Source organism: Pirellulales bacterium, assembly GCA_019694455.1.
Lineage (GTDB): Bacteria > Planctomycetota > Planctomycetia > Pirellulales > JAEUIK01 > JAIBBY01.
Window position 1 is genome coordinate 89,521 of record JAIBBY010000001.1, and the last position, 14,525, is coordinate 104,045.

Sequence of the window (14,525 nt, forward strand, 5' to 3'; positions counted from 1 at the left end):
CCTGCGTGATTCGGCTGGCAAGCTGGACGCTCAATCTGCTCTATGCGCTACTGCTAATTGCGGCGGCGCCGTGGTTGGCCTGGCAGATGATCGCCCAAGGTAAGCAGCGATCTGGGTTTGCGGCCAAGTTCTTTGGTCAGGTACCTCGGAGGACAAGCAGCCAGCGCTGTATCTGGCTACACGCGGTAAGCGTGGGCGAGGTGAACCTGTTGGCGCCGCTGATCGCCGAGTTGGAGCAGCGATTCCCGAAGGTCCAATGCGTGATCTCGACCACCACCGCCACGGGGTACGAAGTGGCGCTGCGCAAGTACGCGCCCCGCATGGTGTTCTATTGCCCGCTCGATTTTAGTTGGGCGGTGCGGCGGGCGCTGGCGCGCATCCGACCGGATGTGCTGGTGCTGGCCGAACTGGAGCTTTGGCCCAATTTGATGCTGTTGTCGCGCGCGGCCGGCGCGGCGGTGTTGGTGGTGAACGGGCGCGTGAGCGACAAGAGCTTTCGGGGGTATCTTCGCGCGCGGCGACTTGTCGCGCCCCTATTGAACCAGGTTGATCGCATCGCGGCGCAGTCTGACCAATATGCCCAGCGGTTCATCGCGCTGGGCGCGCAGCCAACGCGAGTGACAACCACCGGATCGATCAAATTCGATGGCGTGCGATTCGACCGTTCCAATCCGGCCACACGGCGATTGGCGGAACTTGCCGGACTAGCGGCAGATGATGTGGTCGTTTTAGCGGGAAGCACCGGCGAGCCGGAAGAGGCGTTGGCAATTGCGGCCTTCCAGCAACTGCGCCCGCGGCATCCGCAATTGAAGTTGATCATTGTGCCGCGGCATCCAGAACGCTTCGATGTGGTGGCTCGGCTGCTGGCAGATTCTGGAATCGCGTTCGCGCGGCGCAGCGAGCTTGATGCGGCAAAAGGAAAAGGATCCTCGCTGCCTGGCGCATTGCTGGTCGACACGGTCGGCGAGCTTGGCGCCTGGTGGGGAACCGCGGACATCGCCTACGTGGGTGGCAGCCTGAATCGGCGCGGCGGCCAGAACATGATTGAGCCGGCAGCCTATGGGGCGGCAGTTTGCTTTGGACCCAACACGCGCAATTTTCGGGACATTGTCGCGCTCTTGTTGAATGCGGAGGCGGCGGTGGTAGTGCGCGACGGTGATGAACTTACGCAGTTTGTCCAGCGCTGCCTGACCGACGTGGAGTATCGGCGGAATTTGGCGCAGCGGGGTCAGACGCTTGTTCGCCAGCAACAAGGCGCCACTGGGCGCACTGTCGATCTGCTGGCGGAGATCATTGAGCCAAACGATGCGAAGCACCGACAGGCGCCGAATCTCCACAAGAGTACGGGGCAGCGAGCGAGCACGCTCGGCTGATCGCACAAGGTCGCGGTCAAGTGGCTGGCGACGCGCGAAAGTAGTCTTGAAAGCGTTCGCGCAACGCGGACTTCAAGAACTTTCCGGCCGAGGTGCGCGGGATGGCGTCGATGAACTCGAACGCGTCGGGCAGCCACCACTTGGCGAATTGCGGTTCCAAAAAAGCGCGCAATTCGTCGCCAGTGGCCGAAGCGCCAGGCTTAAGCACTACGGCGGCCAGAGGTCGCTCGTCCCATTTGGGATGCCACACGGGTATGACCGCGGCCTCCGCCACCGCGGGATGGCCCATCAGCGCGTTCTCGAGCGCCACCGAACTGATCCATTCGCCGCCCGACTTGATGACGTCTTTGGCGCGATCTTGCAAATGCAGACAACCATCGGGTTCGATGGCCACCATGTCGCCGGTGCGGAACCAGCCATCTTCGGTGAACGAGGCGCCGCCTTCGGGGCAGTTGTAGTACGAGCGAGCGACCCAGGCGCCGCGCACTTCGAGTTCGCCCACCGACTTGCCATCCCATGGGACAATGCCGCTCTCGCCGCGAGCGCGCAGTTCGACTAGCGCGACGGGCAAGCCTTGCTTGGAGCGGAAGCGCAATTGGTCGTCGAGATCGGCCTGCTTGAGGCCGCTGGGCAGCGCGGCGACGGTGCCCATGGGGCAGAGTTCGGTCATGCCCCAGGCATGCAGCACATCCAAGCCGTGCCGTTGCTTGAAACCGCGGATCATGGCGGGGGGCGCGGCCGATCCGCCAACCAGCATGGAGCGCAGCGCCGTCAGGTCGTACTTGCCCGGGTGCTGATCGAGGATTTGGAGGATGCCGAGCCAGATGGTCGGCACTCCGGCGGTGAGGGTCACTCGCTCGCTGACGAAGAGATCGAGCAGATTGGCTGGCTCCAGAAACGGCCCGGGAAAGACCTGCTTCGCGCCAACCAGCGTGGCGCTGTAAGGCAATCCCCAGGCGTTGGCGTGGAACATCGGCACCACAGGCAAGATGCAATCGTGTTCGCTTACCCCGTGGGTATCGGCCATGGTCGTGCCGAGCGAGTGGAGCACGATGGCGCGGTGCGAGTAGACCACGCCTTTGGGTTTGCCCGTTGTGCCGGAGGTGTAGCACATGGCGGCGGCGGCGTGTTCGTCAATTTCGGGCTGTTGGAAGTCGGTTGGATTGGCGCTGGCCAAAAGGGCCTCGTAGTCGTGCGCACCGGCCGGCAAGGGAGCGTCGGTCGAGCGGACGACGATCACCTGCTCGAAAGGAACATCGCCGCGGAACTTCTCAAACAACGGCCAGAGAATCTCGTCAACAATCACAACCTTGTCGCCGGCGTGCGCGGCGATATACGCCAGGTCGGTGGGATGTAGTCGCAGGTTGAGCGTATGCAGCACGCCGCCGCAAAGGGGGATGCCGAAGTAGGCTTCCAGGTGCTGGTAGTGATTCCAGCAGAAGGTCGCCACGCGATCGCCCGGCCGCACGCCTAGTTGTTGTAGCGCCAGGGCCAGACGCTTTGAGCGTTCGACCATCTCGCGATAGGTGTAGCGGTGCAGCGATTTATCGGGCCGCCGGGTGACGATTTCCTTGTGACCAAACAGCGACTCCGTGCGGCGCAACATCGCCGGGGCGGTGAGCTGATAGTCCATGATGAGACCTTGCATGGATTCTCCCGAGTCTGGCGTGAAACTTCGCGGGAAATTCTAGCCTTGGCGTGGACCGAATCCTAATTCGCCGACCGATGGAATTTCATAGCACGCGGCAAATCAAGCACTTCAGATATTCCGTCTCCAGACAGGAGGCCGCCACAGGATGGTCGGGAGCGGCCCCGCGCTGTTCCAGCACTTGAATATCTCGGCCCGTTTGCTGTGAAACACCGCCGAGCATATGCAATAGATCCTCGCGCGTGACATGCCCGGAGCAACTACAGGTGACGAGGATTCCGCCGGGCTCCAAGACGTCGACGCCCAGGCGGTTCAGGCGATGATAAGCGCGCAGGGCATCGGCCACTGATTGTCGGCTACGGGCGAACTTGGGCGGATCGAGGATCACGGCGCCAAATCGTTGGCGCGTCACGACCAATTCGGAGAGGCATTCAAAGCCGTCGGCTTTTTCGAAGCGGGCGCCGGCGATTGCATTGAGTTGCGCGTTGGCGCCGGCCAGCGCGATGGCGCGCTCGCTGCCGTCGATGGCCAGCACCTCGCGGGCGCCGCCATGCTTCAAGGCGTTGAGCGCGAAGCCGCCGCTGTAGCAGAACATGTCCAGCACACGGCGGCCACGCAGATAGCGCGTGACAGCGGCGCGGTTGTCGCGCTGGTCGAGATAGAAGCCGGTCTTTTGTCCTGTGCGCAGATCGACGCCGTAGCGAATGCCGTTCTCGGTGATGAAGATCGGCCCGGCGGGTTCGACGCCCGAATACAAACCATCGGCCAGAGAGATGCCTTCCGTTTGGGCGACCCCCTTTTCGGTACGGACAAAGACACCGCGCGGGCGCAGCGAGTCGACCAGTATCTCGACGACTTGCGGCAGGCGGATGGCGAACGCCTGACCGGTGACCATGATCGACAGATAGTCGCCGTAGCGATCGACGATCAGCCCCGAGAGGCCGTCGCCTTCGCTGAAGACCAGGCGTGTTCCCTGATCCGACCCGATCAGACCGAGGCTGGCACGGAGGTCAATTGCTTGCTGAATGCGAGCGCGCCAAAAATCCTGATCGAGAAACTCGCTGGGTTTCCAGGTGTAGAGGCGCACTCGTAGTCGACTGCGCGAGTTGTACACGCCGTGCGCGATCCACTTTTCCTTCTCGGAGAAAAGCTCGACCGCATCGCCATCGACGGGTTCGCCTTCAACGCGATCAATCGCTGAATCGAGCACCCAGGGATGGCGACCGAAGAACGGCTTGCTTTTGCGTGGTTTGAGTATTACCCGGGCCGTGGGAAACCGTGCTGGGGCGGTCACCAGCGGGGCGGTGGTCTCGGTGGACGATTCGGCTTCGGCGTTCATGCGGATGGGCGCTCGGCTAGCTGGTAATTGGTTCTTCGTGATCGCTTGCCGCGCGGCGTAAACGATCGTGAACTGCCGCCCAACAAGGGGTGTTTGGCGGCGCGCTGACGACAATGCGTTCGACTCCGGCGTCTTCCAGTTCATGCAACGCGGCGTACAAGCGCGCGGCATAGCCTGCCGGTTCTGGCGGCATGACAATTTGAATGGTCGTCGCCGCGGCAGGCGCAGGCACTGAACCGAACGACAGCCAGCCAATCTTGTGAGCGGCTGGAGTTTCTGGAGCCAAACAGGCCGTTTCTTCATAGCGTAGCAGTTCCACCGGCACCGATGGCGCGTAGTGGCGTGGCATCTGGCCAGGAGAGCGGGCAATCTTATGAGGTTTGCTGGCATGTTCCAGCGGACCAACCAGCGCGGCGATTTGTTCGGCGGTTATTGGTCCGGGCCGCAAAATGCGAGAGATACCTTCGCTCAAGTCGAGCACGGTCGATTCCAGGCCTGCGCTGGTGGGGCCAGCGTCGAGAATCATATCGATACGGTCACCCAGTTCTTTGGCGACATGCGCGGCGGTGGTGGCTGAGATCCGAGTCGATCGATTGGCGCTGGGCGCAGCCAACGGACGTCCACACGCCGCCACCAGAGCCTGCGCCACAGGGTGGGCCGGCATGCGCACCGCGACAGTTGGCCCGCCGGCGGTGACGACACCTGGCACATTCGATCGCCTCGGTAGCACCAAGGTGAGGGGGCCCGGCCAGAAGCGCGCCGCCAGCAGGTCGGCCGCAGCTGGCCAGTCGAGAACCAATTGGCGGGCTTGCTCGACCGTGGCCACGTGCAGGATGACGGGGTTTGTGGAAGGCCGACCCTTAGCAGCAAAGATGTGGGACACGGCGACCGGGTTGAGTCCGTCGGCGCCTAGTCCGTAGACGGTTTCGGTGGGAAACGCGACCAGCCCGCCAGCGCGAATCGTTTGTGCGGCAGCGGCCACGACGGCCGGCGCCGGCGAGCAAGCATCTACGACATGGCAAATGGCGGGCATGGACAACCGATGGGGAGATACTGGCGGCGGGAACCCATCGATTCTACCAAAAGTTGCCTGCTTTCGCGGGCAGATAATTAGGCCACGAGCGACTGATCGGCGTAGCCACGCTCACAAAACCACTGCCAGGCGGCGGTCGCCGCCTCGCGAGCGGTGCCGGGTTCGTAGCCCAGCTCCTGCCGCGCGCGATCGCAGCGGAAATGGTGCTCTAGCAGCGACATGCGGATGGAGGCCAGATTCACGTCGGGCTCGCGGCCGGTCACCTTTCCCCAGGCGCTGCCGGCGGCGCCGGCCACCCAGAGGGCAATAGGGCCGACGCGAGCAAGCGGCGGGCGAGCGCCAGTGATCTCGGCGAACAATGTCCAAGCCTCGAAATACGAGAGCGACTCGCCCCCCAAGATATATCGGCGGCCGGTCTTGCCCCGTTCCAAGGCGGTGAGAATGGTTTGCGCGACATTGCGGGCATCGCAAAAATCGTTGCCGCCACGCGGCGCCAGCAACGCGCGGCCGCGGGCAACTTCGAGCAGCATGCGCCCGCTCGATGGTTTCCAATCCCAGGGACCCAGCACAAACACAGGGTTTACGATCACGGCGTCGAGACCTTGCTTGACCTCGTCGAACAGCACGCGCTCGGAATCGCGTTTGGTCAACACATAGGGGCAAGGGACATTGCCGGTGGCGGCGCGCTCTTCATCGCCGGGATTTTTCCGCGATCCGAGTCCTAGCGCGTCGACGCTCGACACATGCACCATACGGGCGCCAACTTCTCTGGCGGCGGCGGCGACGTTCCGCGTGCCATCGACATTCACCGCTCGCGCCTCGGCCCAGCCGCTGAACCCGAGGTGGACGCGTCCTGCGGAGTGAACCACACGGGTGACGCCGTGGCAGGCGCGGCGCACCGCATCGGAATCGCAGACGTCGCCTTGGACGATTTCGAGGTCGAGCCCCTGGAAGGGTCGCGAGTCGGCCGTCGAGCGGACCAGAGCGCGCACGGCCGCGCCGCGCGAGATGAGCGCGCGAACGACGTTATTGCCAACGAGTCCGGTGGCGCCAGTGACCAGAGTAAGCAAGCAATCGCCCCCCGGGGACGTACAAACACCAAGTACCTAGAGATTACTCGGTTGTGCCGCCGCGCGCAAAGGGGGTGATTTGGGCCAACAGCACTTCGTAGCCACCCGGCGGCGGGAGTTCATTCCCCCCGTCAGGCATCGCGACCATTAGTCGATTCGATGCCATCGGCACAGAGAGGGCGCTCGGCGAAAAGGAAATCCCGAACGGGCTCGCCACCGATCAAGTGCTCTTGGATGATGCGTTCCAGCACGGGAGGATCGCATTGTCCGTACCAGGTTCCTTCGGGATAGACGACCGCTACCGGGCCGCCGGCGCAAACACGCAGGCACCCGGAGCGGGTGCGATAGACGCCGCCACGGTTTTCGAGCCCAAGTTCCTTGAGCCGCTTCTTAAGATAGGCCCAGGAGCGCATCATTCGCCGCTTGCCGGCGCATTTGGAGGTTTGCAGGTCGCAGCAGAGGAAAATATGCCGCTCGACGCGCTCGATACCGAGCTTGCGCGCGATCTTTTGTTGCTTGGCGAGCGTCTTCTTGCGTGGTTGGGCTGCGGACAACCGAGCATGCCTCCAAATGTCGCCCCGAGGAATAAACTGCCTCTCATAATATTCTAGCCTGCCGGTCGAATCGGCGTTTTACGCAGAATCGCTGCGGCTGGCGAGGATTGGGCCAACGGAGCATAAATTCGCCGTTCAATTGGCCGACATACGTCGCTCGGTCAAAGCCCTGCCGATATCCTGGACAAAATGGACTCGACACCAGCGGAAATTGACGCCACGCCCCATGCCAACGGACGCCAACCCGTTTTTGAAGCGTATGGCGTGACGAAGACGTACCACATGGGCGAAGTGGATGTGCATGCCTTGCGGGGCATCGATCTGATGCTCTACGAGGGGGAGTTTGTGGTCTTTCTGGGGCCCTCGGGGAGCGGAAAATCGACGCTGCTCAATATCCTGGGGGGCCTCGACGTACCAAGCTCTGGCGTTGTGAAGTACCACGACAACGACCTGACCGCGGCTGACGACAAGGAGTTGACCGCTTACCGCCGCAATCATGTCGGATTCGTGTTTCAGTTCTACAACCTGATTCCAAGTCTGACGGCGCGGGAAAACGTGGAACTGGTCACCGACATCTCGCGCGACCCGATGCCCAGCGCCGAAGCGCTGCGATTGGTGGGGCTGGGTGAGCGGATGAACCATTTTCCCGCGCAGATGTCTGGTGGGGAACAGCAACGGGTGGCGATCGCCCGGGCGGTGGCCAAGCGCCCGGCGGTGCTGTTGTGCGACGAGCCGACGGGCGCGTTGGATATTCAAACCGGCATTGTGGTGCTGGAAGTGATTGACCGGGTGAACCGCGAACTGGGGACCACCACCGCGGTGATCACGCACAATCAGGCGATCGCCGACATGGCCGATCGCGTGATTCATCTGGCCGATGGCCGCATCACGGGCATCGACGAGAATCCGCGCAAACTTGCGCCGCACGAGTTGAAGTGGTGACCGCCCATGCGCAAGCTCGATCGCAAAATGCTCCGCGACCTTTGGAACATGAAAGAGCAGGCGGTCGCGATTTCGCTGGTGATTAGCTGCGGTGTGGCGACCTTTGTGATGGCGCTGTCCACCCTGTCGTCGCTGCAATTGACGCAGCAGACCTATTACGACCGCTTTCGCTTCGCCGACGTCTTCACTCAACTCAAGCGAGCGCCGCTTTCGTTGGCCGATCGAATCGCGGAGATACCGGGCGTGTCGCGGGTCGACCCGCGAATTGTGATGGATGTGACGCTTGACGTACAGGGCTTGGCCGAGCCGGCGGTAGGCCGGTTGATCTCCGTGCCAGAGACGCATGAGCCCGACCTGAACGCCATCTATCTGCGACGCGGCAGATATATTCAGCCCGGACACAGCGAGGAGGTGCTGGTCAGCGAGGGGTTTGCCGACGCTCACGGGTTTGAGTTGGGGGACTCGGTGGCGGCGATCATCAACCGCCGCAAAAAGATGCTCAAGATCGTCGGCATCGCACTGTCTCCGGAATACATCTACCAGATTCGCGCGGGGGGGCTGATTCCGGACGACAAGCGGTTTGGCGTGTTCTGGATGGGGCGCCGCCCGCTGGAAGCGGCGTTCGACATGGACGGCGCGTTCAACAGCCTGTCGCTGCTACTGATGCCGGGCGCGAATGGCGAAGAAGTGTTGCGCCGGCTCGACCTGTTGACCGAGCCATACGGCGGGACGGGCGCCTATCTGCGCAAAGATCAGGTGTCGCATCAGTTATTGACGAACGAGATGGATCAACTACGGGCGATGAGCCTGATTGCCCCGAGCATCTTTTTGTCGGTGGCGGCCTTCTTGTTGAATGTGGTCGTGGCGCGGATCATCGTTGCCCAGCGCGAGCAGATCGCCGCGCTTAAGGCATTTGGTTATACGAATGTCGACATCGGGCTGCACTATATCAAGATGGTGCTGCTGATCACTGTGGTGGGAGACGTGTTGGGGGTGGCGCTGGGGACCTGGATCGGGCGCTCGCTGACGGGGATCTATGCTCGCTTTTATCATTTTCCGGTGCTGACGTTTCAATTGAATCCGGACATTGTGATGCTGGCCTTGTTCATCAGCGGCGGCGCCGCGGTGATTGGCAGCATTGGCTCGGTGCGCCGCGCGGTAAAACTACCCCCCGCGGAGGCGATGCGTCCGGAACCGCCGGCGAATTTCCGCGCGACACTGCTGGAACGGATGGGCCTGACGGCGCTGTTGAGCCCCTCGATGCGGATGATCTTGCGGCACTTGGAACGGCAGCCGATCAAGTCGGCGCTGTCGTCGGTGGGGATTTCGATGGCGCTGTCCGTGTTGATTTTGGGGTCGTTTTCGATCGACGCCTTGGACTACATCATCGACGTGCAATACAACTTCGCGCAGCGGTACGACGTGGACGTGGCTTTCTATCAACCGCGGCCGGCGCGGGCGTTGCACGAACTGGAGCAATTGCCGGGCGTGATGCGAACCGAACCTTATCGGGCCGTGCCGGTGCGGCTGCGATTGGGACATCGGTCGCGGCGCGTGGCGATTGCCGGATACGTGCCGAATGCAGAACTGCAGCGGCCCATCGACGAGAACGTGCAACCGATTCATCTGCCCAAGCAGGGGTTGGCGCTGGGCGTCAAACTGGCGGAGCTTTTGGACGCGCGGCTGGGGGACGTTGTGACCGTGGAGGTGATGGAAGGCAATCGGCAGGTGCGGCACGTGCCGGTGTCGGCGATCGTGTCGGAGTTTATAGGCGCCGGCGCCTATATGGATATTCACGCGCTCAACCGGCTACTGCAGGAGGGAGCGACCATCAGCGGCGGCTATCTGATGACCGACGCGGCCAAGGTCGATGCGTTGTACGACACGCTCAAGCACACGCCGGACGTGGCGGCCGTGAACGTGCGCGAAGTGTCGATCAACAACTTCAAAAAGACCATCGCGGAGAACATGCTGCGGATGCGACTGTTCAACGTGGCGTTCGCCACGATCATCGCTTGCGGGGTGGTGTACAATAGCGCCCGCATCGCGCTGGCCGAGCGCAGCCGAGAATTAGCGAGCCTGCGCGTGTTGGGGTTCACGCGGGGCGAGATATCGACCATCTTGCTCGGCGAACTGGCGGTGTTGACGCTGGCGGCGATCCCGTTGGGGATGGCGCTGGGCACCGGCTTCGCCTGGTTTCTGACCAGCCGGCTGGACACTGACCTGTTCCGCATTCCGCTGGTGATTGATCCGCAGACCTTCGCGTTTGCCGTGATCGTGGTGCTGGCGGCGGCGATCGCCTCGGGCCTGGTAGTGCGGCGCAAGTTGGATCATTTGGATCTGGTGGCGGTGCTCAAGAGTCGAGAATAGAAACGGCGTAGAGCGAGCTTTATGCGACGACTGATTCCGATTGTAGTGGCCTTGGCGATCGCGGCGGCGATCGCGTATGCGTTTTGGCCCAAACCGCTGCCGGTCGATTTTGAGCCCGTGAGCGCGGGGCCGATGACGGTCACGGTGGATGAAGAGGGCAAGACGCGAATCAAAGAGCGCTATATTGTTTCGGCGCCGCTCGGCGGACAGTTGCAACGCATTGAGCTTGATCCGGGCGATCCCGTGAAAACGGGCGAAACGCTGCTGGCGGTGATTGAGCCGACCGATCCGGCGCTATTGGACTCGCGCACGATCGCCGAGACCGAAGCCCGCGTGAAAGCGTCTGAGGCAAACGTGCAACAATCGAACACGGCGGTGGAGCGTGCCCGAGTGGCGCTGGAGTTTGCGCAGAACGACTTGCAGCGAACCCAAAAACTGCGCGAACGACAGCAAGCGACGCTGGAAGAGCTAGAGAACGCCGACATGCTGCTGCGCACCCGCCGGGAGGATTTGCAGGCGGCGGAATTTGCCGTGCAGATCGCTAAGTTTGAGTTGGAACAAGCCCAGGCCGCTTTGGTGCGCACCAAGCCGGGGCCCCGTTCGCCGGGGGAAACGACCAATGTGGCGATCAACTCGCCGATCACCGGCACCGTGCTGCGCGTACTTCAAGAGAGCGCCACGGTGGTGACGCCGGGAGTGCAACTCATTGAGTTAGGCGACCCGCGCGAGTTGGAGGTGGAGGTCGATGTGCTGTCGAGCGACGCCGTGAAAATCGATCCTGGCGACCATGTGTGGCTGGAGCACTGGGGAGGCGATCGTCCGTTGGCAGGACGTGTGCGGCGTGTTGACCCGGCGGGCTTCACCAAGGTGTCGGCGCTGGGGGTGGAAGAGCAGCGCGTGAACGTGATCATCGACTTCGATGACCAATACGAGAACCGGCAATCGCTGGGAGACGCCTACCGCGTGGAGGCGAAGATCGTCGTTTGGGAAGAGCCGCAGGTGCTGCGCGTGCCCGCCAGTGCGCTGTTTCGAGTGGGCGAAGATTGGGCCGTGTATCGCGTGAACGACACGCGCGCCCATCTGACTAAGATCGAAGTCGGGCAAACCAACGCGCTGTATGCGCAGGTGCTGTCGGGCTTGAAGGCGGGGGACACGGTGATTTCGCACCCCAGCGACAAAATCAACGACGGCGTGCGAGTCGTCAAACGCTAGTTGACGCTGGATTGCGCTTACGCGTTCTTGACGCTCGGGGGGACGCCGTTGGGCGTTTCGTCGCTGGCGATGTCAAACCACTCTTTCTTGAATTCGATCAAGCGGCGCTCGGCCATGGCCTGGTTGCTGACCAGCGCGATGATCGCGTCGGCCATGGCCACCTCGGGCTTGCACTTGGGTTGGTTTTCGGCGGACGGATTGCGAATGCACCAGGCCCAGTGCTCGATCTCCTCGGTGTAGCCGCGGCTGACAGGGCCGCTTTCGAGCGCTTGTTTGCCGACCGCCGCCGCCGGGCCGCCGCCGCTATCAGTAGTGTCGAGCGTGGGCGCGCCGCCCTTGCCTTTGGCGACCTTGATGTTGGTGGTGGTGGACGAATCTTTGAAGAGCATCACCTCTTGCTCGCGCTCGAGGATGAGCGTGCCCTTGGTGCCAAAGACGCACTCGCCATAGCCACCATAGCCGTTGCCGTTGATTGACGAGTAGCTGACGACAATGCGCTTGGCGGGGTCGCTCTCGTAGCCGGGCGCCGGGAACTCGAACATGCAATGGACATGGTCGTCGATATCGCGATCGTCGGGAAAGACGTTGCGACAGCCAATGCCCGAGACGCGCAGCGGCTGCACCTTTTCGCCCTTTTCGTTCATGGCGCTGATGAAGATGCTCGACGCGTCGAGTTGATGGCTGCCGAGTTCGGCCATCAGTCCGCCGCCCGTGCGGTTCCAAAGCCGCCAGCGAATCAACTCTTCGAGCGGGGAGCAGACGTAGCCGCTGGGCCGGGTGGTTTGCTGGTAGCCGTGCTTGGCGGCATCGACATCGGCGTCTTTGACCTGCTGTTCCAGGATGCGCTTTTTCGTCATCAGCTTTTCCATGTCGCCCGGCTTGGCGGAGGCCAGTTGCTCGTTGAGCTTGGCGAGATCCTTGGTCAGTTGTTCCGGCAGCGGTTGTTGCCAGCTATCTTTGCCGGGCAGATTGCCGCGATGCCACTGGGCGCGAATGTGATGCAGATCGCCGATCAACCCGCGATGGATCAAGTCTTTGGCGTTGTCGTACAGAATGCTGTAGTGGCGTTGGTGGCCGGTGGCGAGCAGCTTGCCGGTCTGCCGCGAGACGCGTCCCATGTCTTTGCACTGGCTCACGCTGTGGGCCATGAGCTTTTCGGTCAGCACGTGCTTGCCGGCCTGCATGGCCTCGATGGCGACGGGCGCATGCAGGTGGAGAGGCAGGGCGATGATCACCGCCTCGATATCGGGGTCTTTGAGCAGTTCTTTGTAATCGCCGTAAACCTTGACGTGCTTTTTGGCTTCGTCCTCAGACTTCCAGTCGTACTTGCTCAATAGGCCCGGCCGAGCCTTGAGCGCCGAGGCGCTCGACTCGTCGCCATGAAACGCGCGATAGATGTTGAACGGTCGAATATCGGCGATCGCCATCACCTGCACATATTGCGGCGTATGGGCGCCAATGAGCACGCTGCCTTCGTCGCCTGTGCCGATGACGCCCACGCGGACCGGGTCGCCGGTGATTTGCTGATAGCCGAAGTAGGCGGCGCCGAGCCCCGCGCCGGAGACAACGCCGGCCGCGATGGTCCCTTGCAGAAACTCGCGGCGCGTCAGATCGCTGCCGATGGCGGAGTGGAAGTTGCCTTTGCCGACTGTGACTTCTTCTGGTGTGAGATTTCGCATCAGGACAACCCTTGCTCACGCTTGCCAAATAGTGGACGCGTCACGAGATGATGGATGAAAAAGTCAAGCCCGCCCCAACGACCGACGGGAAGCGCCGCCAGCGCGAACAGGGCCATCATCTCCACGAATTCTTTGTTCACGATCAGCGATCGGCCGGCCGCCGGCGGGGCAGGGGGGTAAAGCCCTGGCAGTTCGGGCTGAGCCAGCACAATCGACAACAAAAAGAGCGCGCCGCCAAAGGCCGCCAGCCGCGAGAACAAGCCCGCGATCAGACAGAGCCCAATGGCGATATTGCTATAGGTGACAAGCTGATCCATCGAAAAACCGGAGCGATCGAGCAGCGAAGGGACGACATCGGGGGTCTTGTTGACCACAGCCGAGAGCTCGCGGCGAGCCTCTTGTTGCCAGGCGTCTAGCTGCTTGACCCAGCCCTTGAGCTTGGCTTGCAACTCTTGCTGCTTGTCCCAATTACGTTTGCGCTGGAAGTCGAGTTCACTATTGGGGGCCGTTTTGGCGGCCTCGAATCGCTCTAACTCGTGAAAATAGGTCTCAATGTCGTCCTTGTTCTCGGCGAAAAAGTCGCTGATCTGCTCCTTGCGGGCGGCCACCACACGGTCGGCCAGCGCCGCCTGCGACTCGCTGAGGGTGAACTTTTGGGCCAAGGCGGCGCGATCGGCGTCGAGCCGGGCAATGGCGTTCTTTTCGTCGAGCCGCTCGCGACCCCAAAAGTCGGGGATCAGCTCGTGAAAGCGATCGGCCAGGGGCCCCTTGGCCTGGCTGAGGAAGCCGGACGAGCTGAAGTTGGCACTCTCCAGCTTGCCAATGCCTTGGTAGAGAAAGTGCCAGCCGATCGTGACGCGGAGGAGCACCAGCATCACGACGCCGGCCAAACTAATGCGAAACATAGGCGGGCTCGGGACAAGGACTTGCGGAATGGATGGCGGGCGAGGTCGGAACGCTGGGCATCGCAGTTCCGACCTATCCCCCTCGGGGCAGAACCACATTATAGCCGGGTCACAGGGGCTTACCTAGCAGTTGAACGGCCGACCGTGCAGTTGCAGCGTAGCAGATGCGTGGCTCAAAAAGCAAAAAGCCCGCGACGGATGGAGTTGCGGGGAATGTGATTACCGCAGAGGCGCCGAGACGGGAGGTCGCCATCGGTTGGCATGCGCTAATGTGCTGCTGATGGAATGAGGGATCAGGTGAGCAGTGGGGCAGGTGAGGCGGCCCCGTAGGCCGCCAGAGAAGCAGCGAATCGAATTGCGCTCAAAATGCGAATACAGGGGGGGTGGACTCCGAAAACGG

Annotated in this window: 11 protein-coding genes; 4 read left to right on the forward strand and 7 right to left on the reverse strand. The window is 62.3% G+C overall.

The window, feature by feature from the left end; genetic code table 11:
- The first annotated feature begins 5 nt into the window (after positions 1-5).
- The gene (locus tag K1X71_00335) at positions 6-1,373 is read left to right on the forward strand and encodes a 3-deoxy-D-manno-octulosonic acid transferase (GenBank protein ID MBX7071563.1); all 1,368 of its coding nucleotides are present in this window, start codon (positions 6-8) and stop codon (positions 1,371-1,373) included.
- A 16-nt stretch (positions 1,374-1,389) separates the two neighbouring features.
- Here the strand turns inward: K1X71_00335 and K1X71_00340 are convergent, their stop codons facing one another.
- The 5 genes from K1X71_00340 to K1X71_00360 all read right to left on the reverse strand — a co-directional run bounded on the left by K1X71_00340 (position 1,390) and on the right by K1X71_00360 (position 7,017).
- A complete protein-coding gene (locus K1X71_00340; protein MBX7071564.1) occupies positions 1,390-3,021 on the reverse strand; it encodes a long-chain fatty acid--CoA ligase in 1,632 nt (543 codons plus the stop codon).
- A gap of 85 nt (positions 3,022-3,106) precedes the next feature.
- Complete coding sequence (locus K1X71_00345) at positions 3,107-4,315, reverse strand: class I SAM-dependent rRNA methyltransferase (GenBank protein ID MBX7071565.1); 1,209 nt, start codon at positions 4,313-4,315, stop codon at positions 3,107-3,109.
- A 61-nt stretch (positions 4,316-4,376) separates the two neighbouring features.
- Positions 4,377-5,393: a threonylcarbamoyl-AMP synthase gene (locus K1X71_00350; GenBank protein ID MBX7071566.1), complete on the reverse strand. Its 1,017-nt coding sequence runs from the start codon at positions 5,391-5,393 to the stop codon at positions 4,377-4,379.
- 77 nt (positions 5,394-5,470) lie between these two features.
- Positions 5,471-6,463: an NAD-dependent epimerase/dehydratase family protein gene (locus tag K1X71_00355; GenBank protein MBX7071567.1), complete on the reverse strand. Its 993-nt coding sequence runs from the start codon at positions 6,461-6,463 to the stop codon at positions 5,471-5,473.
- 131 nt (positions 6,464-6,594) lie between these two features.
- Positions 6,595-7,017 (reverse strand): ferredoxin, encoded by a 423-nt coding sequence (locus tag K1X71_00360; protein MBX7071568.1) that lies wholly within the window; start codon positions 7,015-7,017, stop codon positions 6,595-6,597.
- A gap of 189 nt (positions 7,018-7,206) precedes the next feature.
- Between K1X71_00360 and K1X71_00365 the strand changes: the two genes are divergently transcribed.
- Genes K1X71_00365 through K1X71_00375 form a run of 3 tightly spaced genes read left to right on the forward strand, consistent with a single transcriptional unit; the run spans position 7,207 to position 11,541 of the window.
- On the forward strand, positions 7,207-7,959 hold the full coding sequence (locus tag K1X71_00365) for an ABC transporter ATP-binding protein (protein MBX7071569.1): 753 nt from the start codon (positions 7,207-7,209) through the stop codon (positions 7,957-7,959).
- A 6-nt stretch (positions 7,960-7,965) separates the two neighbouring features.
- Positions 7,966-10,329, forward strand: a complete 2,364-nt coding sequence (locus K1X71_00370) for an FtsX-like permease family protein (GenBank protein ID MBX7071570.1) — start codon at positions 7,966-7,968, stop codon at positions 10,327-10,329.
- A gap of 21 nt (positions 10,330-10,350) precedes the next feature.
- A complete protein-coding gene (locus K1X71_00375; protein MBX7071571.1) occupies positions 10,351-11,541 on the forward strand; it encodes an HlyD family efflux transporter periplasmic adaptor subunit in 1,191 nt (396 codons plus the stop codon).
- A 17-nt stretch (positions 11,542-11,558) separates the two neighbouring features.
- Here the strand turns inward: K1X71_00375 and K1X71_00380 are convergent, their stop codons facing one another.
- Both K1X71_00380 and K1X71_00385 read right to left on the reverse strand, forming a co-directional pair.
- Positions 11,559-13,220: a Gfo/Idh/MocA family oxidoreductase gene (locus K1X71_00380; GenBank protein ID MBX7071572.1), complete on the reverse strand. Its 1,662-nt coding sequence runs from the start codon at positions 13,218-13,220 to the stop codon at positions 11,559-11,561.
- Complete coding sequence (locus K1X71_00385) at positions 13,220-14,125, reverse strand: hypothetical protein (protein ID MBX7071573.1); 906 nt, start codon at positions 14,123-14,125, stop codon at positions 13,220-13,222. Before K1X71_00385 ends, K1X71_00380 begins: the two co-directional genes overlap by 1 nt.
- Positions 14,126-14,525: the final 400 nt, after the last annotated feature.